Consider the following 25,690-nt stretch of genomic DNA (forward strand, 5'->3'; position numbering starts at 1 on the left):
TACAAGCTATTTTCAAGTACTTTGGTTTTTTATTGTCACATCAGTTGTTTTTGTCACTAATAATTTTAGTCTTTGCTTTAAAATGACCGATACACATATTGATTTTTGGGCGCCTCGATTTTGGTTAGAGTATTGACCTCTACAACTGGAATGTCCCGTTTGAAGGGTTCATAATAGTCAGATTGGATGGTGCCTTCTACTTTATACCACTCATCGTTTTTGACATTCGTTCCTTCCGGCATATGTGTCAATAGACCGAATACACCTGAGTCAGCAACGCAATGGATGATTCCAAAACGGAATAAGAAATTATCTTCTTTTTCCCCATCTGGCGTTTTATACACAAAGCCTTCATAAGAGATTTTTTTCCCAATAAATTCACTTGGGTAATTATAAATCAATTCCATGACTTCCAAGTAATTCTCATCAGTGATCTTAATAAGCTGTTTGTCATCATATTTTTCTTTTAATTTTTTCATCTGATCCAAATAGTCAGACTTGTTAAAATAAATGCTCGTATCAGGCTTTAAATATTGTGTCTGCATTTCAGGGTCTCCAACCGACTCCTTACTTATTGGAAAATTGAATCCTTTTGCTTCCACAATCGTCGTATCTAAACTGACTGTTGGAAATAAAGTACCGACAATAACAGGTAAAGCCAACAGAACATAAGCGATCACTCGTTGTGAGGGTTTGGTTAACCCGTGATCGTGATCATGATCGTGGTGATGGTGTACTTCTTCATCTACCTGTTTTTTCCCTTTTACTGAATCACTCTTGACCCAAATATACAATTGGACCAATGCAAGTAAAGCAGATAAAATCATCGATAAAATAGCCAAATAACGATAATGAACATTGATGTACTGATCTAATTTCCCAGATACTTGTAAATACATCATTAGCTCAAAATAACCAGATAATATCAAAAATCGTATCATACTGCTCCTCCTAGATAAATAATGTAAAACCAATCACACTAACGGCTATCAAACCAATGAGCATCAAAATAAAGCGACCATTAAAATAGCGTTTCATCATCAAAAGGTTTTTGATATCCACCATTGGTCCAAATACTAAGAATGCCACCACAGGAGCTGTACCAAAAAGGCTGAGTAAGGAGGACCCGATGAACGCATCTGCTTCCGAGCATAGGGACATCGTAAAAGCTAGAAGAAGCATAATAATAATTGCTAGTAGTTTGGTTGAGCCCAGTGTCAACATGACACGAGTTGGCAAGTAAGTTTGCATACTAGCGGCAATCAGACCACCGACAATCAGATACCGACCCGTATCAAAAAATTCATCGATCGAATGTGTGAGGACATGACCTGTTTGCTGACTAAGTTGCTTGATTCTCCCAATTTTGACCTCCTCGTGTTTATTGGTACCATGGGTGTGGTCATGATGATGGTTGTGATGATGGTTATGATCGATTGTTTGTTGGATCTTCGTTTTCAATACACTTTCTTTTTGAAAATAAGCGAGCCAGATACCAATGATCAACGCTACCACAAAGCTTCCAACCATTCGCCAACCGGCCATTTCCCAAGAGTTCCCAAATGCAATAAAAGTAGAAAAAATGACGATTGGATTGATAATAGGTGCTGTTAACATAAATGCAAAAGCGGTATGCACAGGAACTCCTTTTTTGACAAACTGATGAACGATCGGTACGATCCCACATTCACAGGATGGAAAGAAAAATCCTAAAACAGAACCAGTCAAAATGGATAAAAAGCGATTGTCTGGTAACCAGCGTTTGACTCGCTCAGGTGTTAAAAAGACTTGTAGTGCCCCAGAGATGAGACAGCCTAATAGAACAAATGGTAAAGCTTCAATAACGATTGATAGAAAAATCGTACTCATCTGCAATACCGAATTTGGTATAAAAGAAAACATTTTTTCGCTCCTTACTATAAACATCATTTGCCAGAATAATATACGCTTTTCGCTAAAAAAAAACAAGATTACTTCTATTTCTTACCTAACTCTTATCTTTTATTTGATAAAAATAAGACAAGTTAATTGACTTTTTTTCTTATTGTGATTAAATGGGTTCACGAAATCTTTCACAACGTTTATTGTGAAAGGCTGTTTTGATTAGGAAGGACGTTTTTTATATGAAAAAAACCACGAATCTATCAGAAGTACATCAGTCATTAGCACAAGATGAAACGGTAGTTCTTTACTTATCTATGCCAAATTGCAGCGTATGTCATGCTGTTCTTCCTCGTTTGAAGAAATTATTGGATCAGTATGATTTTCCTAGTTTTCATTTAGATGCTGTGGAAACACCTGAAGTAGCTAGCGCCTTTCAAATATTGACTGCTCCTGTTATTTTGATCTACCATAAAAATAAAGAAGTCGAACGACAAGCACGCTTTATCAATTTTGCGAAACTAGAAACGTTGCTGGATCAGTTAAATAACTCTGATGAAACGATCAGCTATGAAGAATTGTTTCAGTAATCGTTGTCTTAACCTATACTATAGCCATATGAAGATAATTAATGCGCGCTAACCTTTAGATAGGATAAAATACCTCTTAGGTTTACTTAGATTTGCTTAAGTTCCCTTCATCTTACTATGGGCGAAATTTTGGAAATTCGTTCTAGTATTTTTTTCACTATGGTTTATTTAGCTATGTAGTTGACATTACGTAAAAACACCATAGAGGTTGAACTTCATTCAATCTCCATGGTGTTTTAATATTTGAAATCTGCGGGTAACATTGCACCGCACTAATTTCATAGTACTTCTCGCACTCGCTCTAGATTTTGAGATTTCGTGTATATTGATCTGGATTTCTCACTTGCAAACTCTCAACAACTAGCTGATTACGTCGATTCAAGTGTCCTGTAACAGCAATGTTATATTTTCTTTCTTCCATCATCATCAACTTATCCGCAATCTCGACATTTGCAACAATACAATTAAGTGGCTGATGAATGGTTTCCAATGTAAACCGAACAAGCAATGGTTGCGTCTTTATCACTCTGATCTTATCAAGTAAACCTACATGTGTTTTCACATTGATCACCTCGATAATCGTTAGAAAAAGTCTCAAATCAGTTCAATTTTTCATTGAAATCAAATGGTCATTACCAATAAAGAAACGTTCTTTCCTATGCAATTCGGACATAACTTTCCTTCAAAAAATATCTTTTTCGATACAACTAGTCCAAGTCGTGAAATTGTCGATATACTTCTTGCTTTTTGAGTCCGTTTTTTACAGCAACAGCTTTAATAGCTGCATTTGTTTTTTCCCCAAGAGCAATCAACTGTTCGACTTGTTCTTTCAATGATCCTTCAATTTGTGTTTGTGGCTCTTCACTTCCAGTATTTCCTTCAACCAATAAACAGCATTCTCCCTTTACAGGGTGTTCTTCAATGTAGTCTAATAACTCTTCAATACTTCCACGTAAATATTCTTCATGGATTTTTGTTAATTCTCGACACAAAACAACTTGACGGTTACCAAAAACAGTCAACATATTCGTTAAAGTTGCACTGATCCGATAAGGAGATTCGTAAAAAATCAATGTAGCTGTGTATTCTTTCAATGTTTCTAACGTTGTTTGTTGTTCTTTTTTCTTTCTTCCTAAAAAACCATAAAATAAAAATGGCTGAGGTAACAAGCCTGAAGCAATCAACGCAGTCATCCCAGCAGTTGGTCCTGGAATAGCGACTACTGGAATCCCCGCTTGGATGCAAGCAAGTACCAGCTCATGTCCTGGATCGCTAATAGAAGGCATCCCAGCATCACTTACCTGTGCAATCGAGCGACCAGACATCAACTCAGCGATCAATTGCGGAATTCGTTCCTTATAGTTGTGTTCATGTAAACTTTTTTGCGGTGTCTGAATCTCAAAATGATTCAGTAATTTTTGGGTATTTCGTGTATCCTCACTGGCAATCAAGTCTACTTCTTGTAATATCCGTACACTACGATAAGTCATATCTTCTAAATTACCAATCGGAGTCGGTACTAAATAAAACGAGCCAGTTTCATGATGTCCTTTAAAACTTTTTTGATTAAGCATGATTTATTCTCCTGTGTAAGAGGTCGTGAAAACATCGGGTAGCTCCGATGACAATAAGAAAGAATTTTTTGAAACAGCTTCTCATGTTTTGAAAAATTCAGGCTTATTTCAAGGAGCTGATGTTTGAACGCCGTGTAAAGGTCGTGAAAAGCATGGGCTGCTTCAAGAATTAAGAACGAAAAATTGAAAATAGCTTTTCATATTTTTAATTTTTTGAGCTTAATTCCGCAGAAGCAATGCTTTGAACGCCATATAAGAGGTCGTGAACAACACGGCCTCCTTTAAGAATTAAGGGCGAAACATTGAAAAATAGCATTTCTTATTTTTTATTTTCGGACTTAATTCCGTAGAAGTGATACTGTGAGTGCCGTTTATTGATCGCTAAAAATAAGCAATATCAGGCTTGTTTCAAATCTCTTTGTTTACCGTCCGCTTTCTCGATAGATGACTTCTAAACAAAAGGCACAAGGTTCGTCATTCTCACGTCTTGAGCCATAGAGATCATAACAAACATGAAAGCCTTCTTCATAAATCTTTTCTAAGTTCATACGAGATTTTGAAAGTTCTTGTTTCACATTATCTGCTGGTGTTTGTACTTGATTTAATTCCCGTAAATGCTCTCTTAAACGTTGATTTTCCATTTCCAACGTTGTATTTTTTTCAACGATCTCATGTAATGCTTGCTTCATTTCCACCAATTCAGTTAATGTATTTCTTAGCTCTGATTCTAATTGGTTCAAGCCATCATATAATGATCTCTTATCCATTTATCTCACCTACCTGGATGAAGTTTTTCAATTCATCCCATTCATATTCGATTGGATTTTCCCGACCTGTTAATCGAACATTTACTAGTCGATTAAGTAAGTTCAAGCCGACAACTTTCCCTTTACCATCAGGAGTGTTAACCACTGTTCCAAAATCTGGAAGTGCTTTTTTTGCTAATTCATATTCTTCATTTTCATATTGCAAGCAACACATCAAACGTCCACACAACCCAGATATCTTAGTCGGGTTTAAGGACAAATTTTGATTTTTTGCCATTTTGATTGAAACTGGGACAAAATCTCCTAAAAAAGAAGCACAGCATAAAGGCCGTCCACATGGGCCAATTCCACCTAGCAATTTTGCTTCATCTCGTACTCCGATTTGTTGAAGTTCAATCCTAGTGCGAAACACGGCAGCTAAGTCTTTGACTAATTCCCGAAAATCAATTCGTCCATCTGCTGTAAATGAAAAAATGAGTTTACTACGATCTAACGTATATTCTACATGAATGATCTTCATTTCTAACCCATGTTTTTTGACTTTTTCTTTCGCAATCAGCCTGGCTTGTTCTGCATCTTCTTTATTTTTTTGTTCTTTTTCGAGTTCTGCTTGTGTCGCTTTATGCAAAATTGAACTGATTTGCTCAGGCAATTCTTCCGGATCAAGTTCTGCTTTAGGAATGGCGACAGTTGCAATATGTAAGTTTTTTTGAGTTTCAACGATTACTTTCTCGTTGTATTCATACGTTAATTGACCAGGTTTAAAATAATAGATAGGACCTGCTTCTTTATAACGGACACCTACTACTTCGACCATTTCCATCCCCCTTGACCCTCATTTTTCCTGCTGTCTCAGCCAGTAATTGTTTGTAAAACAAACTGTTCCGCTACTGCTTGGAAGCTGACATTGCTTCTTAATTTCTGTTCCGCTAATAAAATACGCTCAATCGTCTGATTAATACGTGTTACTTTTCTAAGATTTTCTGCTATTAAAGCTTGTTGTAAAGCTTCTTGATAATAAAACATTAAGATCGATAAACCAGTAAATTGTTGCGATTTTTCTTTAAAAGTCTTTATTAACTTTTTTTGAACATAAATGAATGCTTGTGTATCATTTTTTTGCAAATACACAAACCACTGTTGAATCGAATCCTTAGCATCATTAAACCATTCATTTTGCGATATTTCAACTGCTTTTGTGAAACTGTTCGTCAAGAAAGTCAAAAGTTTCGCTTTTTCTAAAGGAATCTGTGCTTGTTGTAATTTATAAATCAACGCATCTTTAGCCAGCTCCTGAAAATGCAAGATTTGGCAGCGTGATTGAATCGTTGGTAGGATTCGCCCAATCGAATCTGTTTCTAAGATCGCTAGAAAATCGCCTGGTGGTTCTTCTAAAAACTTAAGCAAACTATTTGCTGCACTTGCATTCATCTTTTCTGCTTCTTGAATAAGGAAAACTTTCTTCCGAGATTCATAACCACTACGACTAAATTCGGTTTGTAAACGTCTAATTTGATCGACTTTGATCGTTTGCCCTTCTGGTACGATCGTTAAAACGTCTGGATGTTCTTGGTTTTGGATTCGTTGACAATTATTGCATACTCCACAAGGAAGTTGTTCCTGCAGATTCGTACAAAACAGGTGTTGTGCTAACCAAATCCCCATTTCGTGTTTTCCCGTTCCTTTTTCGCCTTCAAAAAGATAAGCATGAGCGAGGCGCCCATGCTCAAAACTTCGTTGAAGCTGTTGATACACGATAGGTTGCATTTGATCCAGCGTAAATTCTTGATCCATGGCGCCTCCTAAAATTGATGAAATCCTTCAACTGGTAACACAAAGACGGTTGCTCCACCGACTTCAACTTCTACTGGATAAGGAACTCCACCGTCCATAGAGATATCCAACGTGACAGGTGTTGAAACAAATTGTTTTCTTGATTCACAAGTTTTTTTGATGATTTCTAATGCTTCTTCTACACGTTCGTCTTCAATCCCAACAATAAATGTACTGTTGCCAGCTTTCAAAAAGCCACCAGTTGAAGATAATTTTGTTGCACGGATATTGGCATCAATCAATTCATTGGATAAACGATTACTGTCTTTGTCTTGAATAATTGCTAAAATAATTTTCATATACAGTCACCTTCCTAGTTTTCAAAAAATTGTGGATATTGTTCAACAATGGCTCTGTAACTTGTTTGAAGTACCTCTTCAAAGCTCTTTCTTGCATCAATTTTATAAATACGTTCAGGATTCTCTTCAGCTATTTTTAAATACGCATGACGTACTCGTTGATGAAATTCCAATCCTTCTGAATCTAATCGATCGATTTGACCTCTTCGGTTCTCTTTAATGCGATGCAATCCAGTATCTGAATCAATATCGAGATAAAGGGTAAAGTCAGGTGTCGTACCTTCTGTAGCAAATTCATTCAAGCGGGCAATCTCAGAAACACCGATTCTACGTCCCGCCCCTTGATAAGCCAATGAGCTGTCTACAAATCGATCACATAAAACAATGCTTCCTTCTGATAAAGCAGGTAGGACTTTCTCGACCAAATGCTGTCTTCTAGCCGCAGCATATAGCAAAGCTTCTGTCCGTTCATCCATCCGATCATTTTTAGGATCAAGGATAACTGCCCGAATCTCTTCGGCAATCGGGATCCCACCTGGTTCTCTTGTTTGAATGATCTTTGTTTTTGCTACTTTTTTCAAAAGAGGTAATAACTCATTTAGAATACTGGTTTTCCCAGCTCCATCTGGTCCCTCGATCGTAATAAATAGTCCGTTCACATTTTTGCCCCCATCTCTTGCGTTACTTCTTTATTGTAGCCGAAATTCTTTTTTATAGAAAATTTATAACTCGCGTCTGCCTTCTACCGCTTTTAACAGGGTCACTTCATCAGCATATTCGATATCCGAACCAACGGATAAGCCGTGGGCCAATCGAGTGACTTTGATACCAGCCGGTTTGATCAATCGTGAAAGATACATGGCAGTAGCTTCTCCTTCAGTGGTTGCATTTGTTGCAATGATCACTTCTTTCACTTGATCATCATGTAGGCGTTCAAGTAACGAAGAAATGTTGATATCTTCAGGTCCAGTCCCTTCCATTGGAGAAAGAACCCCATGTAGAACATGATAAAGCCCACGATATTCCCGCATTTTTTCTAACGCCATCACGTCTTTTGGTTCTTCGACGACTAAGATAACCCCCCGGTCTCTTGAAGGATCTTTACAAATCTCACATGGGTCTTCTTCTGTGATGTTGCCGCAAACACTACAAAAATGAAGATCTCGTTTGACACTTAACAACGATTTAGCAAATTCATTCACGATTTCATCTTTCATATCGATCGTGTAGAAAGCTAATCTTGTGGCTGTTTTCTGACCGATCCCTGGCAGTCTCATGTAACTATCGATCAATTTAGCAATTGGTTCTGGATATTGCATTTTCATTACCCCTTTAGGAAAAATTAGAAGGGTAACCCCTTAGTATATTTTCCCATTGTTTTTTCAGATTCTGCATCGATTTTTGTCAAAGCATCATTGACAGCCATCATCAACAGGTCTTGCAACATTTCTGTATCTTCAGGATCCACGACACCTTCACTGATTTGGATGTCTTTCATCCGACGATCACCTGTAAAAATAACTTTCACTAACTCATTGGTTGCTACACCAGTAAATTCTGTTTCGTTCAATTGTTCTTGTGCTTGAACCATCTCTTTTTGCATTTTTTGGACTTGTTTCATCATCCCTTGCATGTTTCCCATTCCGCGCATCATAATTGATCATTCTCCTTTTTTTATTTAATCATCAATGATTGTCACAACATCTGTGCCAAAGATTTCTTCGGCTTTCGTGACGATCGTTTCTTCACTTGGTGCTTGTTGAGGGATCAGTTCGATCTCTTCATCTGAATCTTCCGGAGCAAAAGAATCATCATTACTCCCGTCTTTTGCTTGGACTAAATAGTCTTTGCGGATCGTTGGCCAGCTTTCTCTCGTGATATAGACTGAATCTGGTGCATAGTCTTTGATCATTCGACTTAAATTATTATGGATCGCCAACTGTAATTCTTCGTCGTTAGCAGCTCGTTGACAAACGATCTCGTAATCAAACGCAATGACTAACCCATTAGGACTAGCCGCAACTGGTTCACTTGCTTTAAGCATCGCTCGTTGTGTCACAGACAAACTCATCAACAAATCGTCCCAGACTTCTTTGACTTCATTCAAATGCTTTCTGGTCGCTTCTCTTAGAACCTGATACACTCGTTCAGTTGGTATCCGATACGTACTTGCTTGTTTCTTTTGAACAGGAGCTTGTGTTTGCTTGGCAGTAGTTGAAGGGGTTCCCCCATTCGTTTTGATCTCATTGATCGCTTTTTTCAGCTCTTTGATCTCTGCTTGTAGCTGATTAATTAACTGACTGTCTACTTCACTTGCTTGGTTACTACTTGAAGGAGCAGCTGAACCAGAAGCTTGAGCTAGCTTGACGGTTGCTACTTCCAGATAGATCGTAGCACTATTAGTAAAACGAATCTCATTTTGTGTTTCACTCAAAATATGGATCATCTGAAAAAGTCGAGGTGCAGGTACTTCTTTTGCTAGTTCGACAAATGGTTCTCGAAGTGAAGTTGTTCGTTCTGCTACGAGGTTTGGTGCTTGTTGGTACATCAGTAAGTCACGACAATACTGTAAAAGATCTTCTAAAAAGCGCCGTGCTTCCTTACCAGCAGCTAAGATATCTGTTAATGATTCTAACGCTTTGGGCACTTCATTATTCACACAAGCGCCTAAAAATTCATCCATCATCTCGTTGGTTAGACTACCGGTAACTTGCATCGCATCATCCACAGTTACGATCCCATTACTAAAAGAAATCGCTTGGTCCATGATACTTAGCGCATCACGCATCCCGCCTTCTGCTGCTCGAGCAATAACCCCTAGTGCTGGTTCTTCATATTGTACGTCTGATTGCTTTAAAATGTATGCCAAATGCTCAACGATATCTGCTGCATTGATTCGTTTGAAATCAAAGCGTTGTGTTCTGGAAATGATCGTTGCTGGTATCTTATGTGGCTCGGTTGTTGCTAAAATAAAAATAACATTTTCTTTAGGTTCTTCTAAAGTTTTCAACAATGCATTGAACGCTCCGGTAGAAAGCATATGCACTTCATCTATGATATAGATTTTATAAGTTGCTTTTGTCGGTGCGTAGTTCGCTCGATCTCGAATAAAACGTATTTCTTCGACTCCGTTATTACTTGCTGCGTCGATTTCAATCACGTCTTCTTGTGTTCCCGCTGTAATCGACTGACACATTTCACAATGATTACAAGGTTCTCCATCTTGACTATTCGGACAGTTGATAGCTTTTGCAAAAATTTTAGCTGCACTCGTTTTACCAGTTCCTCGTGGTCCTGTAAATAGATAAGCATGAGAAGTTTTATGGGAAACGATAGCATTTTTCAACGTCTGTGTCACCGCTTTTTGCCCGACGATGTCTTCGAAACGCTGTGAACGCCAGACACGATAGAGTGCTTGATATGCCATGAAGATCCCCCTTTTTTGAAAAATTCACTATCTTTTATTATACGTGATTTTGCTAAAAAAAACTACTATAGTTATGAGAAGAATCATGATTTGTCGTTTGTAGTTACTTGTGTATTCCCCGATTCTTTCAAATAAATACTCACAAACAGCTTTCTCGATCTTCCTTGTTTTTTTCAACTGAAAGAAAATCAGCTAAACAGCTAATATCCATCTTCCGTCTGAGAGTTTTTTATTGCTCCTATGGTATAATAGAGTCATTCATTTAACAATCAACATTCATAAAGGGAGGAATTTTTTATGGGTCTTATCAAAGCAGCAACAAGCATGATCGGCGGTGGATTAGCAGATCAATGGATCGAAGTAATCGAACCAGCGGATATGAGCGATACAACAGTTATGACAAAAGGTGTGAAAGTACGTAAAGATGATAAACGTGGCTCCAATCGTAAAGGAACAGAGGATGTTCTAACTGACGGAACCGTTGTCCATGTCTATCCGAATATGATGATGCTCCTTGTAGATGGTGGTAAAATCATTGATTATACTGCTGAAGAAGGCTACTACACGATCAAAAATGACTCTGCTCCTTCCATGTTCAATGGTTCATTGAAAGGTGCGATCGCAGAAACTTTTGAACGTTTTAAATTCGGTGGCGTGACACCTCAAAAGCAACAAGTCTTTTATATCAATCTTCAAGAAATCAAAGGAATCAAGTTTGGTACCAGTGCGCCGCTGAACTATTTTGACAATTTTTACAATGCTGAATTGTTCTTACGAGCTCATGGTACTTATTCGATCCATATTACTGATCCAATTTTGTTTTATACCAACGCTATTCCTAAAAACAAAACGCAAGTAGAAATCTCAGATATTAATGAGCAGTATCTGGCAGAATTTTTAACAGCTCTTCAAGCTGCAATCAACCAAATGTCTGCTGATGGTCAGCGCATTTCTTATGTTCCATCAAAAAGCTTAGAATTAAGTAAATACATGGGCAATGTTTTAGATGAATCTTGGAATGAATTACGTGGTATGGAAATCGTTTCTGTCGCAGTAGCAAGTATTTCTTACACAGATGATTCAGTGAAATTGATCAATATGCGTAATGAAGGTGCGATGTTGGGAGATCCAAGTGTCCGTGAAGGCTATGTTCAAGGTTCGATTGCTCGTGGGATGGAAGCAGCTGGTAAAAATGATGCCGGGGCGATGACTGGCTTTATGGGCATGGGAATGGGAATGAATGCTAATGGTTCTTACCTTTCACAAGCAGCACAAAATAACCAGGAACAAATCAAACAACAAGCTGAAAAACAAAACCAACAAACCGCTCAAGGGAGCAATGATACTTGGACATGTCCAGTCTGCGGAACTGAAAATACGGGAAAATTCTGTTCTAACTGTGGGGCAGCCAAGCCAGTTGCAAATGTCCAACCAAAGTTACAAATGAAATGTAGTGAATGTAACGAAGTGGTCGATCTTTCAAATGGTATCCCTAAGTTTTGTCCAAATTGTGGAAAACCATTCAAAGGAATCCCACTCGACTAAGTTTTAGAAAGGTGTGGATAGAATGGACGTTCTTACACATAAATGCCCAAACTGTGGGGGTCCTCTCACGTTTGATCCAAAAGATCAAAAATTCCACTGTGACTATTGTTTAAATGTTTACACTGAGGAAGAAGTCAGTCAGTACGAACAAGAACAAAAAGCAGCCCGAGGGATTCACTCAGAAGATCAACCGCCTTCCCAACAAGATTCTGAAAAAGATTTTACTTTTACTGCAGATGAACAGTTGGAGCAGATGGATGAAGCAGAACGAAAAGCGTTTGAAGAAGCTGGTGGTTTTTCTGATCCTAGCGATCAAGCAACACCAGCTGAATCAGTGGAAGAAGAAACAGAAGCAACGATGGAACTATTTCTTTGCCCAAGCTGTGGAGCAGAGATCGTGACCGATGCAACAACGGCTGCTACTTACTGCTACTATTGTCACAATCCAGTTGTTTTATCCGGACGGTTAAGTGGAAAATTACTGCCAAATAAAGTCTTACCGTTTGCAGTCGAAAAAGAAGAGGCGGTCGAAAAATTCTTAGCTTGGACAAAGAAAAAATGGTTTGTACCCAAAGAATTTTTCAACAAAGACCAAATCGACAAACTAACTGGCGTTTATTTTCCTTATTGGACAACGGATGCAACCGTTGACGGCTCTATGCAAGCGACCGGAACAGTGATTCGTATTTGGCGAGTGGGTGACATCGAGTATACAGAAACCAAACAGTTTGCTGTTCATCGAGAAGGCTCACTTTCCTTTAAAGAACTAGTAAAAAATGCATTGTCCAAGAATACCCAACAAAAAATGGTGGAAGCAGTCCAACCGTTTCCTTTGAACAAGGCAATTGACTTCAAAAGTCAGTATCTGGCAGGGTTTCAAGCAGAAAAACGAGATATCGAATATGAAGCAATCAAATCACAAGTGCAAGATGAACTGCAAGATTACTCCGAGAAATTGTTACGTGACACCGCAAATGGTTATACCACATTGACCAATGTTCGGACTTCGACAGATATCACTAGTGAGAATAATGAATATGTTCTTTTACCGGTATGGTTAGTCACTTATCGCAGTAGTGATGCCAATAAGAAAGTCTATTATTACGCCATGAATGGTCAAACAGGTAAAGTCAGCGGTGTTTTACCCATCAGTCATAAAAAACTGGGCTTGACGGCTTTTGGAATCTTTGCTGTATTGGCGATCCTCTTTATGATTGGAGGATACTTGATATGAAAAAAAGAATTTTGCTTTTCTTTCTAGTCCTATTCGGTTTCTTTTGGAGTTCTTCCGTTGACGCTGCTACGCCCGCAGTGAACGATGAAGCTGGTTTGTTCACGCAAGAGCAGATCCAATCTTTAGAGCAACAAATCCAGCCTATCAATGAGAAGATCAAAGGACAAATCTTTATCGTAACGACGACTTCCAACTCAGAAGAACCTCGAACGTTTGCAGATGATTACTTAAGAAATGCGATCGGTAATGATCATAATGGGGCTGTTCTGTTGTTAGATATGGGACAACGTGAGATTTACATTTCAACTTCTGGTAATATGATCGATTATCTTGATGATGCTCGGATCAATGACACGTTAGATGATGTCTACGACCAAATGACGAATTCGGCTTATTTTGCAGCAGCTCAAGCCTATTTGACTAAAACTTCAGAATATGTAGAAGCTGGAGTTCCTGGAGGACATTATCAAATTGATGAAGAGACTGGTAAGATCACGCGGTATAAAGTGTTGACGACGACTGAAATAGTGATTTCTATCATCTTAGCCCTGGCATTGAGCCTCGTATTCTACTTTGTAACAGTTTCGAGGTATCAGTTGAAATCAGGAACTTATAAATACCCATTTAGAGAAAAATCAAACGTAAAATTAACGGATAAAACAGATCGCTTAACCAACTCCTTTGTCACTACACGCAGGATTCCAAAAAGTCCACCTCCTGGTAGCGGTGGTGGCGGAAGTACGACACATTCCAGCGGTGGCGGGACTTTCGGTGGCGGAGGCCGAAGCTTTTAAAGCACTAAAATAGAAACGTTCATCCGTAAATTAAGATGCTTCCTTCATGCATTGTCGTCAGCTAAAGCTGATACAACTACATGAAGGAAGCATCTTATGTTTTCCACTGATCCTGTTTAAAAGATAATATTGTCTTCTAATAAATCCATATTGGTGATAATGATCCGATGATCTTTAACGGTGATTATCCCATTTTCCTTCAGTTGTTTTAAGATCCTACTCACACTACTAGCGGTAGAGATTCCGCAAAACTTGGCGATTTCTTCATTAGTGATCACAAAATCGATCATCATGCCTTCTTCGGTCCGAACCCCAAATAAATCATATAACTCGTAAAGTTGCGTACATACAGCACCTAATTTCCCATTTAAAAGCATTTGTTGCATTTTTTTCATGGAATACAGTAAACGATAACGATAATACTCTTTTACATAATGTTGCATCTTTGGATCTTCATTGATATGTTCCCAAAATTTCACTCGATTGATTCGATAAAATTCTGCATATTCAGATTCAATCCGAATATTGTACGGCGAATCAATAAACTGCGAATATTCATCTTTTAAAAGTGAAACAATCTCTAGATCTTTAATATACCTCAAGTTGAACTCACGACCATCATTTGAGATGACACTTGCTTTGACCGTGCCTTCTTTTAAAATATACGTGTAACAATCCTCCACTCCTTCAAAAGTTAGATACTTATGATATCTTTTTCGTACAATTGGAAATTGATTTTTCTCTAAATATTCCTTTAGCACTCTGCTGTCCAATCATGCTCCCCCATCCAAACATTTATCTAAAAAAATAATACAAGATTTCTAAGTATTTTAAAGCCCAAAGGTATTTTACTAATGATATTAACATTTGTTAAGTACCATTTTAAATTATGTCTGTGATTTTTTTCTTCTTTTCGTTTCGTTATACTGCGAATGTAAAAAAAAATGAAAGAATTGAGGAAAAAAATATGAACTACTGGATGAAAACAATTATTAATCGACTTGAAACAGCTTATCAAACAAGATTTGACATGAAAGCTTCTTTGGTTTTCTTAAATGATGCTTACCAAAATTCGATTGAATTGATCAAAGCAGTCGATGAAAAACCATCGAATGAATTAGAAGAATTTTTAGAATTATTTATGACGACTCGAGACTTGTTCATTCGTCAATTGGTCGATCGCTATCCATCAAATTACCACGATGTTGAAGTACAAATCCAAAAATTAAAAGCTTATTCAGATTAAGGGGTAAACACAAAGCAAATGGAAAAAAAATTATTCAATAAACATTTTATCGGAATCACTCTTATTAATTTCATTGTCTATTTAATTTATTATTTACTGATGGTCATTATTGCCGTTATTGCTCAAGATGATTTACATGCTAGTATGAGCCAAGCAGGTTTTGCTTCTGGTATCTACATCATAGGTACACTTTTGGCTCGTTTATTTATGGGTAAACAACTTGAATTATTTGGGCGCAAGTTTACTTTGCGTGGTGGAGCGATTTTTTATTTACTCTCTACTTTAGCCTATCTTTTCACCCCAACGATCGGCGTATTATATCTGGTACGTTTTTTAAATGGGTTTGGCTACGGGACCGTTTCGACAGCAACCAATGCGATCGTCACTGCCTATATTCCTGAATCAAAAAAAGGAGAAGGAATCAATTATTATGGTTTAAGTACTAGTTTAGCTGCTGCTATCGGACCCTTTTTAGGAATGATCTTGCTTAATCTGACTGATTTTCATTTTATTATTTGGTTTTCTATCGTTTTAGTTTTTCTTGTAACGATTGCTTGTCTGATGTTCCCAGTCAAAAACATTGATTTATCTGATACTCAAAGAAAATCACTACAATCTTGGAGTATCCATGGATTCATTGAGAAAAAAGCATTGTTCATTACAGGAATCGCCTTTTTAATGGGTCTTTCTTATTCAAGTGTTTTGTCCTTCTTGTCTTCTTATACGAAAGTCATTCATTTAGTCGCTGCAGGCTCCTTTTTCTTTGTGGTCTATGCGTTAGTTATCACCTTCACTCGCCCATTGACGGGACGTATTTTTGATGCTAAAGGCGAACAGTATGTCATGTATCCTAGCTATTTGTTCTTGACTGCTGGCTTGTTTCTACTAAGTGCGACAACGAACAGCATCACCTTACTTATTTCAGGCGCACTCGTTGGTTTAGGTTACGGGACTTTCATGTCAAACGGACAAGCAGTTTGTTTGAAAATCGTCAAAGAACACCGTATCAGTATCGCTCTTTCAACTTACTTCATCGGATTAGATCTAGGTCTAGGTGTTGGCCCCTACTTGATGGGAATATTGAAATCTTATACGTCATTTAGAGGATTATACATTGTTTCTGGTATCATTCCTTTGATCTGTACAGTTCTCTATATCGTTTATAATAAAAAAAAGAGCCACTCAGCAAAACTTGAATGGAATTAGTGATGAACTGAAACTGATTCAAGAAACGAATAAAAGGTGTTGAAGTATTCACCTCTAGCAAAACATTGGCCGAAGAATCCAAAGATAGAAGAAACTATTTTTGGATTCTTCGGCTTATTTTCATGATTAGATACTTCTGTCAAAACTCCTTTTTGTTCAGAAACAATCACTCAACTTTTATTCTGCTAACCCATAAACTTCTAGTTCATAAAGACGGACAGCTGTATCTGCGCCTTGAGTTGGTTGATCGATGATGACTCTCACAAATCGGGCAGTCGTTGCTGCAAAGGTATTTAGCGTTGAACCTTGCGTATTATTAGTTGTTCGCGAAACTTCTTGGAAATTTTCTCCGTCTGCACTCACTTCTATAGTATAAGCTTTGGTATTCATGCCTACACTTTCTCCTCCTGCAGAAGCGTGGGCCATGCGCACTTCACTGATCAATTTAGCTGTTCCTAAATCAACCGTGATGGTATGTGGCGCACTCCCTACAGCACACCATTTTGTTCCAAGATCACCATCGACAGCAAACTTTGGTGCCTCTGATTCATTCACATATGAAGAGGCTTCTGCTTTGGCACCTTTAGATAATAAACTCAGACCAGCTTGGGCATTCTTGGTAACCGTAACGATCCCTTTCATTTCAGTTGTCGTTTCTCCTGCTTCATTGATCGCTGTCAATTCTACATCGTAGCTTCCTTCTTTTGAATAAGTGACACGAGGCTGTTCTTCCGTACTTGACTCTACATCAGCACCTTTGAATGTCCACTTTAAACTTTGGGTATTTCGTGAAGAGGTGTTCGTAAAAGTGATCGGTTCTCCTGGCGCTACCAAAGTTTTTGAGACAGTAAAGGAAGCACGTGGTAACTGAACAGGTGGCCAGTCAAAACTGTTTGGTCTGGAAGGTTCACCCTTGTTGCCATAGATATCAACTGGCACAACTTCGATAGCTGTAGCTGTTGCATTTTGACGTTCTAAGCCATTGATAAAATAATTCTCAGCAGGTGTGGCTCCGATAAAGACACGTGTTCCATCGTCTAGAACGCGGTAAATTTCATAGTGTTTGATGCGATCTGCTTGTGGACTAGTCCAAGATAATCTGATCCCGGCAAACATTGCTTCTTCGTCAAATGACAAATCATCGAACGTAACATCATTGACCGCTGTTGGACTCAGCACCTTTTTAGGTGTCGCAGAAATTTGACCTAAGAATAACTCATAATTCTCATTTGCTTTTGCTGAGGCTACCTCATAGGCAATCGACGTTACTTCTTTTCCAGTTGCTTTATTCAAAGGATAAGAAACCGTTGTCCAGTCATTCCCTATTTTTTTATTGCCATTAAACGTTTCAAATGTACCATCAGCAAAACCTAACACTAGTTTCAACGTGGTTCGATCAGATGCTTTGGCTGTCGTCGTAAATGACATGTTTTTTTCGACTTTGACTTTTGTTTGATACAGTTTGATCTTACTTGTTACTTTTTCTGCCATCTTACCTTTAAAAGCCAAAGAACTCCCACCATTAAAAGCAGTAGTATAGTCCACGCTACCAGCTAATTTATTGCCAGCTCCTTCTTCGATAATATAGCGGTAAGTCGGCATGATATCTTGGAGACTTCGATTATTCCATTCATTTGTTGAAACTTGTTGCCCATTGCTAAAATAGCTGTAACCATTTCCAACATTGAAATTGGTGATAAAAGGCCATTGCGTAATAGCGGTTTGTTCAACCGAAAAAGTAGAGATTCCAGGCCAACTTGTGCCGGTTGGTAGTGTACTTTTAGTAGGATCCCCTTGTTCATTGATCCAGAATTTTTCTTCTTTTTGTTGGTAGTCCATTGGGTCATTGGAAGAAGAATAGGTCCAACTTGGGACGTAAAGCCCTAGTGAAGTATAGGGTATTCCCTTCTTATCCGTAAACAAATCCCAGCTGACCGGTGTATCGTACCCTTTTTCTTGGACATCGATTCCCGCAAATAAATCATAGGGATCAATGGCTAAACTTTCTGCTTTTTCTTTTGATTTACGCAATAGATCTTGGCCTGCTAAGCTAGAGGTATTCCACCAAAAATTCAAAAACATGCTATCTGCTACTGGATTCAAATTAGCATCCACTAAATAATCTTGGTTTTGATCAGTTAACGCATTCTGCCAATCCATTTTCCCGTCATTCGTCATGGAATCGTACCACATAACCTCTAACGCTCCAGCTGATTTTTGTTTAAATTCCACAATCAGTTCTTTCATTAAATCAGCGTGTTTTTTCGTTAGATTGGTTTCTGTCTCTTGATTGATGAACCATCCATCAAACCCATATCTTTGTGCGACTTCGATCATCTTGTCCACGATTGGAAAATGACCTTGAGCATCTTTTTCTAAAAAGGTATTCAACCATTCGATTTTTCCGCCATGGGCCCCTTGTGGAAAAAAGATCGTGCCTAAAACAGGCACACCATTTTTATGCGCCGCATCGGTAACATCTGGGCTTGGCGGAACAATGATACCTTCGCCAGCTGAGCCTCCCCAATAAACCAATTGATCAATATATTGCCAATCCGAAAAAACATTTGCATCAAACTGATTGCTCCCTCTTGGTGCATTTCCACTAGTGCTATTATTCATGATCGAAAGTGCGACAACCTTCATCTTTTCGTTTTGGGTAGTATTCGATTTTAATAAGTGTGATTTCTCCACTCGTGTGGCTAAAGGCTCAACACTAACATTGTATTTCGCATCTGTATCCTGATCAAACGTCCATTTAAGCAATTCATCAGGGAACCAGTAAGAGGACTCCGGTTGATTATCCATCGAAACCCTTACCTCGGGATTTGTGGCATCTACTTGTGCATAAACGACCGGTTCTTTCAGAGCAATTCCCATCATCACCGTTACCAACAATCCAGCTAAAGTACCTTCTAACTTCTTCATCGCTACCTCCTATGATTTGTTCTTATCTAATCGCTTGCTGCAACTGTTCACTCGTTACTCCTTTCTCAATTATTATCTTCCAAAATTTATGATAGCGCTTACTAAAAAGGGTGTACATGAACAAACTATAGCTTTCTTGATACAAATTATAGGTGTTATCAATGAATGAATTTTATGAGAACATCCACTTTTATTGGTCTTTCTGATTAATAAAAACACTCTGTGTGGTGTTCATAGATTTTTTTCAATTGTTCGTTCGTTAATTTCTGACTGGTCACTAAATAATCGATTTCATGACTAGCAATTGCTTGATGAATGAAGCGTTGTTCTAATTTATCTTGTGTAGCTAACACCATCAAATGATTGGCTTGTTTACGAAACGCTCTTTTTACTAACGCTTCTCCTTCATGCTTTTCCGTCACGCCTTGATTAAAATCAAATCCTCGACAGCTGATGATTGCAAGGTCAGCAGCATAAGTCAAAATATCATTATACGCTTTTGCTCCGTTGATCGTTGCTCGTTTTTGAACGATTTTACCACCGACGATCGATACTTTTGCTGAAGTAAATTCACTTAACATAGCAGCAGTAATGACCCCATTCGTAATGATTTGCAGCCCCTCAAATCGACCTAAATTTCGAACTAAATGCAAACTAGTTGTACTAGAGTCTAAAAATAAAACCATATCATCTTTGATCAAATTAGCTGCAATATCCGCAATATAACGTTTTTCACTTTCTTCCTCTAAATGGGTGATTTTCATCATATATGGTACATCGATTTTCTGATTATCTACTAACATAGCCCCACCACGGACTCTGCGGATCAGACCACTTTGTTCTAAGACAACAAGATCTCGTTTCACTGTCGCTTCACTGTAATTTACTAAATCGATCAATTCAGTAATCCTGGCAAATTGGTTGATTTTCAAATGATTGACAATCGTTTGTTGTCGCTCTTCTACGTCACTTAACATCTTCCCCACTCCTTTCTCTTTCGCTTTATTTTACCATAAACAAAGATGCCTCCACCTACATCCAAAAACAGAATCGAGTGGTTAGAATGAAAATGCTTCGCTATAGGACATCAGCCGAAACAACTAAAGTTAGCGATTCATTGGCTTATTCCTAGAAATACTGAGCATTTTTTCATGACCACTCGATTTCGATTTCATTGGAGACTGTGTCAAAACTTGTCTCGGTCTCTTCTAGTATCTCTAAAACGAATAAACGGTGAGAAATTCGTCTTATTTATAACACTTGGCTTGATCGATCGTGTTTAAGATCGTCATTTTATGTTTCACTACTTCCTGTACTTTTTGATTCGCATAAGGGTAGATCATATTCGGTTCATACATTTCCGGGTTTTCATTTAAGATTTCTCTTAATGCATCGAAAAAGACACTTTTAAGATCCGAACTAAGGTTGACCTTAGCTACACCATATTTAACTGCTTCGCTTACTTCTTTATCCGGATTTCCTGAACCACCATGTAAAACAAATGGCAAATCGATGGTCTCATTCAATTCTTTCAATAACTCGATATTCAATTTTGGTGTTTTATCTTTAGGATATAAGCCATGTGCTGTTCCAATAGCGATAGCTAATGTATCAATATTCGTTTCTGCAACAAACTGTTTTGCTTGTTCAGGATCTGTGTAACTAATATTAGCTGACCCACCTTCTGCTGACCCATTATTCCCAATCGTACCAATTTCTGCTTCGACTGACACATCTACCTCGTGAGCTAGAGCCACCACTTCTTTAGTTATCTTTATATTATCGTCAAAGGATTGCAAGGAGGCATCAATCATAACCGAGGTATAGCCATTGCGGATAGCCCGTAACACATCACTTACTTTACCGCCATGGTCAAGATGGATCACTACAGGTACTTTACTTTTATGCGCATAAGCTCGAACAGCAGCAACAAATTCATCATTCAAGTAAGCAATCTCATCGGGATGGATCTCTAAAATCACTGGTGCATTTAACCGTTCTACTTCTTCCATGATTGCCTTTAACATATCATAACTACAAATATTAAAAGCAGGAACCGCAAATTGATTGTCTTTAGCTACTTTCAATAGCTCTTTCATTGTATATAACATTACACTTCCACCTCATTTATTATTTTTTCTTGCTTCACTATTTTTTCTTCATTTCCGACTTGTTCTTCGCTTGATTTCTTTAATAATCCAAGTGAAAGAGCCGTAACTACTGTCCCAGCACCAATCGCTAGCAAATACATGGGTAGGTGATTGATCACATTAGGTATCAGCATGACCCAAATCCCACCATGAGGAGCAATGGATGTGACACCGGCAGCCATTGAGATACCCGCTGCAGTAGCAGAGCCAAGAATCAAGCTCGGAATGACTCGAATCGGATCTGAAACTGCGAAGGGAATCGCTCCTTCTGTAATATAAGAAGCACCAAGCACCCAACAGGATTGACCAGAAGTCCGTTCTTCTTTCGTAAATTTTTTCTTGAACAACAGTGTGGCTAAGGCGATCCCCAGCGGTGGGGTCATTCCAGCTGCCATACATGCTGCGATCGGTGCATTGACTCCGGCCGACATCAAACCAATGGAAAAAGTTGAGATCGATTTATTGATCGGCCCTCCCATATCAGCTGCCATCATCACGCCGATGATCAAGCCAAACATTAATCCGGAAGTATTACCTAAACTATTCAACCAATTGGTTAATACTTCTAATAACCACGAAATGGGTTGTTCGATTACAAAAACCATTGCTAAACCAATGATCAAGATAGATATTAACGGAACGACGATCAATTGATACATCGCTAAGATACCTTTTTTTACAGGAATTTTATTTGCCAGAAAATCTGTCACATACCCTGCTAACAGCCCCCCGATCATTCCTCCAAGAAATCCAGAACCACCAGTAGATGCCAGTAGCCCTGCCACGATCCCAGGTGCAAAGCCAGCTTTCCCCGCAATAGAGGTCGCAATCCCTGCCCCTAAAGCTGGCACCATCATGGCAAAAGCGGTGTCTCCACCAATTCTAGAAAATGCGGCAGCTAGGACATTATAGTCAGCTGATTTAGGATCCGCTGCAGTGATCCCAAAAGCAAAACTTAATGCGATAATAATTCCGCCCGCAATCACAAACGGTAACATATAGTTCACACCACTCATAAAATGGTTATAAAGTGTGGCTTTTTGTTTCGTGGCTTTTGTTTGTTCAACTGATTGAGCAATTTCTAACGTATTGATCCCTTTTAATGCTTCATCAATTACCAATTCTGGTTCTTTAATTGCTCGACTCGTTGAAACTTTTTTGATTCTTTTACCCGTAAAACGTTGCATATCAATTTCTTTATCAACTGCTAGAATAATCGCATCTGCTTCAGCAATCTCTTTTGTAGTTAACCTATTTTCCGTTTTGATTCCTTGCGTTTCAAACTTTGCATCATGGCCTAGTTTTTTAGCAGTCCCTTCTAATTTCTCAGCGGACATATACGTATGCGCAATTCCCGTAGGACATGCGGTTACACCAATTATTTTCATCGTTATTCTCCCCTATCTGCTTATTCAATAACGGTCTCAGTTGATGCGTGTGACATTATTCGATGATTCATTTAACGGATTGCTTTTTCTTCATTTTTTAAAACGGTCATAATTTCTGAGGCTGAATTTGCTTCTTTGATTTGTTTTCTAAAGTTTGGATCAATTAATCGCCTTGACAACGCACTGAGAATCTCAAGATGACTGTCAGCAGCGTTTGCAGGAACCACGATTGCAAAAGTATATGCAATTGGCTCCCCATCTAAGCCAAGATATTCTGTAATCTGGCTGCTACGAACAAAACAAATGGTTGGTGTAATGACAGCCTTGCTTTTAGCATGTGGGATACCAAATCCAGCTTCAATCCCTGTAGGCACTTCCTCTTCTCTTTTGAATAATGCTTTGATTATTTTTTTTGCACTTTTTACTCTATGTGTGGTTTCAAGTGTAGTACCGATATATTCAAATAATGATTTTTTTGATCGAATTGAGTCATCGAAAAGAATCAATTCTTCTGAAATCAGTTGACTAATCTCCACTCCATATAGCCTCCTTTCACTATTTGTTAACGCTTTCTAATAACTGTGGCAAGTATAGCATCCCTAATTCAGCCATTCAATGCTTTGAACGAATAACGAAAAATGGATCAAATTTTTAAAAAATCAGTCAAAAAAATGATCGATAGCGTTCATCAAAATTAGAGATTCATGTGTTTCAGGCGTTCCTTATATAAATAAAACACAACGTATTTTGACCGTTACAATCAAAATACGTTGTGTTTATTGATGATCAATCAATTCTTTCCCAGTCAATCGTTTCTCCAGGAACTTTATCGGTATTCCACCATTTTGCACGATATTTTACACCTTTATACATGACAATATCCCCAGCAACATACACTTTATCTTTATCCCAAGTTTCAATTGAAGGATCTTCCGTGTTGCCATTGTTATTATCATCATCGGTAATATTTCCTACATCACCTTTCATTTCATCACGATATTCCCAGATTTTCTTCGTTAATTTTGGTAGTCTTGCTAATTCTTTTTTAGTATCAGCAGTAACTTCGATAGCCCATTTTTCAAAAAATGGCGTTAGATTTTTGTTACTGATCTTTGAAGCAGATAAGATAAAATGTTGTCGCTTGTCTTGTTCTGTCCATAGCTGTGGACTTTCTTCACGATATAACTGATGTAGTTTAGGATAGAAGTCGCTGCCAAATGCTAATTCCAGCTGCCAAAACATTCCTAGTCGAACAAATTCATCTTGTTTATCAAAATTTTTCGATTGACTTCGATTCAAATAATTGAAAATATCCGTATATACGCGATCTTCTTCTAAACGACTACGCTGCCCTAATGCTTTTTGTACCCGCATCGAAAAGATATTCACGGTCACTTCGGTCATATCCTCCCAACCCATATCATCAATTTGATAGGTATGACCTAATTCATGCCAAATCCCCCACTGTGAGGAACCGTCTGGATCTAACAAGACTCTCATCCCATCTGCATAATTAAAACCAGTATGTTGTTCATACGCGTACATATAATCTTCTCTGGCACTCGTTTCACGCATATGTTGAACTAAGCCAGTTGGTAGACGATGGATTGTAGCGCTATTATCGAGTCCGGCTGTTTGATCGTGAAGATCAATTACTTTTTCTTTCGTTGTTGAAATTTTAGTTGGGTCCTTCACATAATTAATTGTTTTGTCGGATCCTGTAACCAAAACTCGATCACTGACCAATTCATAAGCAGGTGCATTTGGATGATTTCTTACTTCATTCTGCCAATCTTTATTGGTCATTTTTCCTAGAATAAAACGTGGAATTGTAATACCACCACGTATTTCAATTCTCGTTTTTTGTTGCGTGATGTGAGTGGATTCATTTTGGATATGGATCACGCCTTCTTGAGTACCGGAAATGACGTTTCTTCCTCTATTTAGTCGTTTCCCTTTCGTTGCCCCTTCGAGATAATCTTTCAGACTAGCCCTGGTAATCGTATACGTCGGTAGTTGTTGCGCCGTTTCATCTACATAAATTTCGATCGTATCATTTTTACGTTTATAGATCCCTGTAGATTGATTGCTACTAGGACCAAACCAATTCCCGATTTCTTCCCGATAACTCTCAACATCCTCACTTTGATAAGCATTCAAAACCGTTGAAACGTTTTCATTACTTCGCTCTGAAAGAACGACTTCCGTCCCAATAGTCGGTTCATTTACTGTTGCCTCAACATTTAGGTCATTTGATAAAATAACCATACTGAACAGTAAAGACCCCCAAATCATTGCTTTCTTCTTACTCATATTAGCACCTCTTAATGTTATTTTTTATTTATAATATAACATTAACATGCATTATTTTATAAATGTTGTCGTTTTTTTCCAACAGAAGGAAATAATGAAAATCAGACTTTTAAATAATATGGTATGATAAATTTTTAGTGACCATTTTTTGATTATCAGAAACAGAAAACACAAAAAAAACAGACTACCTTTATCAGATAGTCTGCTAAACATCGTATGAACAATGTTTTGATTATTCTGCAGCGTTTGCGTCTTTGAGACCGTATTTTTTGTTGAAACGGTCCACACGTCCGTCTGCTTGTGTGAATTTTTGACGTCCAGTATAGAATGGATGTGAGTCAGAAGTAACTTCGACACGGATGACTGGGTATGTATTACCGTCTTCCCATTCAACTGTTTCTTGTGAAGTTTTTGTTGAACCTGACAAGAATTTAAAGCCAGTTGTTGAATCCAAGAACACTACTGGATGGTAATCTGGATGGATGTTTTCTTTCATGCGTTTTCGCTCCTTTGCC

The 25,690-nt window shown here is 38.1% G+C and carries 26 protein-coding genes; 6 read left to right on the forward strand and 20 right to left on the reverse strand.

Annotated features, from left to right (window positions below):
- Window positions 1–77: 77 nt before the first annotated feature.
- Both AB3I42_RS09980 and AB3I42_RS09985 read right to left on the reverse strand, forming a co-directional pair.
- The gene (locus AB3I42_RS09980; RefSeq protein WP_010718682.1) at window positions 78–941 is read right to left on the reverse strand and encodes a TIGR03943 family protein; all 864 of its coding nucleotides are present in this window, start codon (window positions 939–941) and stop codon (window positions 78–80) included.
- Between the two features lie 10 nt (window positions 942–951).
- Window positions 952–1,902 (reverse strand): permease, encoded by a 951-nt coding sequence (locus tag AB3I42_RS09985; protein WP_010738040.1) that lies wholly within the window; start codon window positions 1,900–1,902, stop codon window positions 952–954.
- A 221-nt stretch (window positions 1,903–2,123) separates the two neighbouring features.
- Between AB3I42_RS09985 and AB3I42_RS09990 the strand changes: the two genes are divergently transcribed.
- Entirely contained in the window at window positions 2,124–2,471 is a 348-nt protein-coding gene (locus AB3I42_RS09990; RefSeq protein WP_002328072.1) for a thioredoxin family protein, read from the forward strand.
- A gap of 301 nt (window positions 2,472–2,772) precedes the next feature.
- Here AB3I42_RS09990 and AB3I42_RS09995 read toward each other — a convergent pair whose 3' ends face one another.
- The 10 genes from AB3I42_RS09995 to dnaX form a co-directional block, all read right to left on the reverse strand.
- Complete coding sequence (locus AB3I42_RS09995) at window positions 2,773–3,033, reverse strand: hypothetical protein (protein WP_081123238.1); 261 nt, start codon at window positions 3,031–3,033, stop codon at window positions 2,773–2,775.
- A 145-nt stretch (window positions 3,034–3,178) separates the two neighbouring features.
- On the reverse strand, window positions 3,179–4,045 hold the full coding sequence (gene rsmI / locus AB3I42_RS10000) for a 16S rRNA (cytidine(1402)-2'-O)-methyltransferase (protein ID WP_368022469.1): 867 nt from the start codon (window positions 4,043–4,045) through the stop codon (window positions 3,179–3,181).
- 422 nt (window positions 4,046–4,467) lie between these two features.
- Complete coding sequence (locus AB3I42_RS10005; protein ID WP_010718685.1) at window positions 4,468–4,812, reverse strand: DNA replication initiation control protein YabA; 345 nt, start codon at window positions 4,810–4,812, stop codon at window positions 4,468–4,470.
- The gene (locus tag AB3I42_RS10010) at window positions 4,805–5,629 is read right to left on the reverse strand and encodes a stage 0 sporulation family protein (RefSeq protein ID WP_010738041.1); all 825 of its coding nucleotides are present in this window, start codon (window positions 5,627–5,629) and stop codon (window positions 4,805–4,807) included. Before AB3I42_RS10010 ends, AB3I42_RS10005 begins: the two co-directional genes overlap by 8 nt.
- A gap of 35 nt (window positions 5,630–5,664) precedes the next feature.
- The gene (gene holB, locus AB3I42_RS10015) at window positions 5,665–6,606 is read right to left on the reverse strand and encodes a DNA polymerase III subunit delta' (protein WP_010718687.1); all 942 of its coding nucleotides are present in this window, start codon (window positions 6,604–6,606) and stop codon (window positions 5,665–5,667) included.
- 8 nt (window positions 6,607–6,614) lie between these two features.
- Window positions 6,615–6,944 (reverse strand): cyclic-di-AMP receptor, encoded by a 330-nt coding sequence (locus AB3I42_RS10020; protein ID WP_010718688.1) that lies wholly within the window; start codon window positions 6,942–6,944, stop codon window positions 6,615–6,617.
- Between the two features lie 14 nt (window positions 6,945–6,958).
- Complete coding sequence (gene tmk / locus AB3I42_RS10025) at window positions 6,959–7,603, reverse strand: dTMP kinase (protein ID WP_081123239.1); 645 nt, start codon at window positions 7,601–7,603, stop codon at window positions 6,959–6,961.
- A gap of 63 nt (window positions 7,604–7,666) precedes the next feature.
- Complete coding sequence (gene recR, locus AB3I42_RS10030; protein ID WP_010718690.1) at window positions 7,667–8,263, reverse strand: recombination mediator RecR; 597 nt, start codon at window positions 8,261–8,263, stop codon at window positions 7,667–7,669.
- A 23-nt stretch (window positions 8,264–8,286) separates the two neighbouring features.
- Window positions 8,287–8,598, reverse strand: a complete 312-nt coding sequence (locus AB3I42_RS10035; RefSeq protein WP_010718691.1) for a YbaB/EbfC family nucleoid-associated protein — start codon at window positions 8,596–8,598, stop codon at window positions 8,287–8,289.
- Window positions 8,599–8,622: 24 nt separating this feature from the next.
- On the reverse strand, window positions 8,623–10,371 hold the full coding sequence (gene dnaX, locus AB3I42_RS10040; protein ID WP_010738042.1) for a DNA polymerase III subunit gamma/tau: 1,749 nt from the start codon (window positions 10,369–10,371) through the stop codon (window positions 8,623–8,625).
- 297 nt (window positions 10,372–10,668) lie between these two features.
- Between dnaX and AB3I42_RS10045 the strand changes: the two genes are divergently transcribed.
- From AB3I42_RS10045 to AB3I42_RS10055, 3 genes are read left to right on the forward strand one after another with little or no spacing between them, the layout of a single operon-like run.
- Entirely contained in the window at window positions 10,669–11,916 is a 1,248-nt protein-coding gene (locus tag AB3I42_RS10045; RefSeq protein WP_010718693.1) for an SPFH domain-containing protein, read from the forward strand.
- A gap of 22 nt (window positions 11,917–11,938) precedes the next feature.
- On the forward strand, window positions 11,939–13,150 hold the full coding sequence (locus tag AB3I42_RS10050) for a hypothetical protein (RefSeq protein ID WP_010718694.1): 1,212 nt from the start codon (window positions 11,939–11,941) through the stop codon (window positions 13,148–13,150).
- Window positions 13,147–13,944, forward strand: a complete 798-nt coding sequence (locus tag AB3I42_RS10055; protein ID WP_368022470.1) for a TPM domain-containing protein — start codon at window positions 13,147–13,149, stop codon at window positions 13,942–13,944. The genes AB3I42_RS10050 and AB3I42_RS10055 overlap by 4 nt, the downstream gene beginning before the upstream one ends.
- 116 nt (window positions 13,945–14,060) lie before the next feature.
- Here the strand turns inward: AB3I42_RS10055 and AB3I42_RS10060 are convergent, their stop codons facing one another.
- Window positions 14,061–14,717: a Crp/Fnr family transcriptional regulator gene (locus tag AB3I42_RS10060; protein WP_010738044.1), complete on the reverse strand. Its 657-nt coding sequence runs from the start codon at window positions 14,715–14,717 to the stop codon at window positions 14,061–14,063.
- A gap of 194 nt (window positions 14,718–14,911) precedes the next feature.
- Between AB3I42_RS10060 and AB3I42_RS10065 the strand changes: the two genes are divergently transcribed.
- Both AB3I42_RS10065 and AB3I42_RS10070 read left to right on the forward strand, forming a co-directional pair.
- Complete coding sequence (locus tag AB3I42_RS10065) at window positions 14,912–15,190, forward strand: hypothetical protein (protein ID WP_010718697.1); 279 nt, start codon at window positions 14,912–14,914, stop codon at window positions 15,188–15,190.
- An 18-nt stretch (window positions 15,191–15,208) separates the two neighbouring features.
- Complete coding sequence (locus AB3I42_RS10070; protein WP_010738045.1) at window positions 15,209–16,396, forward strand: MFS transporter; 1,188 nt, start codon at window positions 15,209–15,211, stop codon at window positions 16,394–16,396.
- 177 nt (window positions 16,397–16,573) lie between these two features.
- Here AB3I42_RS10070 and AB3I42_RS10075 read toward each other — a convergent pair whose 3' ends face one another.
- The 7 genes from AB3I42_RS10075 to AB3I42_RS10105 form a co-directional block, all read right to left on the reverse strand.
- Window positions 16,574–19,324 (reverse strand): discoidin domain-containing protein, encoded by a 2,751-nt coding sequence (locus tag AB3I42_RS10075; protein ID WP_368022471.1) that lies wholly within the window; start codon window positions 19,322–19,324, stop codon window positions 16,574–16,576.
- A gap of 206 nt (window positions 19,325–19,530) precedes the next feature.
- Window positions 19,531–20,301: a DeoR/GlpR family DNA-binding transcription regulator gene (locus AB3I42_RS10080; RefSeq protein ID WP_081123240.1), complete on the reverse strand. Its 771-nt coding sequence runs from the start codon at window positions 20,299–20,301 to the stop codon at window positions 19,531–19,533.
- A 270-nt stretch (window positions 20,302–20,571) separates the two neighbouring features.
- Complete coding sequence (locus AB3I42_RS10085) at window positions 20,572–21,435, reverse strand: ketose-bisphosphate aldolase (protein ID WP_368022472.1); 864 nt, start codon at window positions 21,433–21,435, stop codon at window positions 20,572–20,574.
- On the reverse strand, window positions 21,435–22,862 hold the full coding sequence (locus tag AB3I42_RS10090) for a PTS fructose transporter subunit IIC (RefSeq protein ID WP_010738049.1): 1,428 nt from the start codon (window positions 22,860–22,862) through the stop codon (window positions 21,435–21,437). Before AB3I42_RS10090 ends, AB3I42_RS10085 begins: the two co-directional genes overlap by 1 nt.
- A gap of 71 nt (window positions 22,863–22,933) precedes the next feature.
- Window positions 22,934–23,398: a PTS sugar transporter subunit IIA gene (locus AB3I42_RS10095; protein WP_010738050.1), complete on the reverse strand. Its 465-nt coding sequence runs from the start codon at window positions 23,396–23,398 to the stop codon at window positions 22,934–22,936.
- 250 nt (window positions 23,399–23,648) lie between these two features.
- The gene (locus tag AB3I42_RS10100) at window positions 23,649–25,175 is read right to left on the reverse strand and encodes a M60 family metallopeptidase (RefSeq protein ID WP_368022473.1); all 1,527 of its coding nucleotides are present in this window, start codon (window positions 25,173–25,175) and stop codon (window positions 23,649–23,651) included.
- 232 nt (window positions 25,176–25,407) lie between these two features.
- Window positions 25,408–25,671, reverse strand: coding sequence for a type B 50S ribosomal protein L31 (locus tag AB3I42_RS10105; RefSeq protein WP_010718705.1), 264 nt, complete (start codon window positions 25,669–25,671; stop codon window positions 25,408–25,410).
- Between the last annotated feature and the right edge of the window lie 19 nt (window positions 25,672–25,690).

Source organism: Enterococcus sp. C53 (assembly GCF_040887425.1).
Lineage (GTDB): Bacteria > Bacillota > Bacilli > Lactobacillales > Enterococcaceae > Enterococcus_B > Enterococcus_B hirae.

Bases quoted from the DNA above. Each gene is read 5' to 3' on its own strand.
- AB3I42_RS09980 (WP_010718682.1), bottom strand. From the start codon at position 941: ATGATACGATTTTTGATATTATCTGGTTATTTTGAGCTAATGATGTAT.
- AB3I42_RS10105 (WP_010718705.1), bottom strand. From the start codon at position 25,671: ATGAAAGAAAACATCCATCCAGATTACCATCCAGTAGTGTTCTTGGAT.
- AB3I42_RS09990 (WP_002328072.1), top strand. From the start codon at position 2,124: ATGAAAAAAACCACGAATCTATCAGAAGTACATCAGTCATTAGCACAA.
- AB3I42_RS10100 (WP_368022473.1), bottom strand. From the start codon at position 25,175: ATGAGTAAGAAGAAAGCAATGATTTGGGGGTCTTTACTGTTCAGTATG.
- AB3I42_RS10075 (WP_368022471.1), bottom strand. From the start codon at position 19,324: ATGAAGAAGTTAGAAGGTACTTTAGCTGGATTGTTGGTAACGGTGATG.
- rsmI (WP_368022469.1), bottom strand. From the start codon at position 4,045: ATGCTTAATCAAAAAAGTTTTAAAGGACATCATGAAACTGGCTCGTTT.
- recR (WP_010718690.1), bottom strand. From the start codon at position 8,263: ATGCAATATCCAGAACCAATTGCTAAATTGATCGATAGTTACATGAGA.
- AB3I42_RS10080 (WP_081123240.1), bottom strand. From the start codon at position 20,301: ATGTTAAGTGACGTAGAAGAGCGACAACAAACGATTGTCAATCATTTG.
- AB3I42_RS10005 (WP_010718685.1), bottom strand. From the start codon at position 4,812: ATGGATAAGAGATCATTATATGATGGCTTGAACCAATTAGAATCAGAG.
- AB3I42_RS09985 (WP_010738040.1), bottom strand. From the start codon at position 1,902: ATGTTTTCTTTTATACCAAATTCGGTATTGCAGATGAGTACGATTTTT.
- AB3I42_RS10020 (WP_010718688.1), bottom strand. From the start codon at position 6,944: ATGAAAATTATTTTAGCAATTATTCAAGACAAAGACAGTAATCGTTTA.
- AB3I42_RS10055 (WP_368022470.1), top strand. From the start codon at position 13,147: ATGAAAAAAAGAATTTTGCTTTTCTTTCTAGTCCTATTCGGTTTCTTT.
- AB3I42_RS10065 (WP_010718697.1), top strand. From the start codon at position 14,912: ATGAACTACTGGATGAAAACAATTATTAATCGACTTGAAACAGCTTAT.
- AB3I42_RS10090 (WP_010738049.1), bottom strand. From the start codon at position 22,862: ATGAAAATAATTGGTGTAACCGCATGTCCTACGGGAATTGCGCATACG.
- AB3I42_RS10045 (WP_010718693.1), top strand. From the start codon at position 10,669: ATGGGTCTTATCAAAGCAGCAACAAGCATGATCGGCGGTGGATTAGCA.
- AB3I42_RS10085 (WP_368022472.1), bottom strand. From the start codon at position 21,435: ATGTTATATACAATGAAAGAGCTATTGAAAGTAGCTAAAGACAATCAA.
- AB3I42_RS10070 (WP_010738045.1), top strand. From the start codon at position 15,209: ATGGAAAAAAAATTATTCAATAAACATTTTATCGGAATCACTCTTATT.
- AB3I42_RS10010 (WP_010738041.1), bottom strand. From the start codon at position 5,629: ATGGTCGAAGTAGTAGGTGTCCGTTATAAAGAAGCAGGTCCTATCTAT.
- AB3I42_RS10050 (WP_010718694.1), top strand. From the start codon at position 11,939: ATGGACGTTCTTACACATAAATGCCCAAACTGTGGGGGTCCTCTCACG.
- holB (WP_010718687.1), bottom strand. From the start codon at position 6,606: ATGGATCAAGAATTTACGCTGGATCAAATGCAACCTATCGTGTATCAA.
- AB3I42_RS10035 (WP_010718691.1), bottom strand. From the start codon at position 8,598: ATGATGCGCGGAATGGGAAACATGCAAGGGATGATGAAACAAGTCCAA.
- dnaX (WP_010738042.1), bottom strand. From the start codon at position 10,371: ATGGCATATCAAGCACTCTATCGTGTCTGGCGTTCACAGCGTTTCGAA.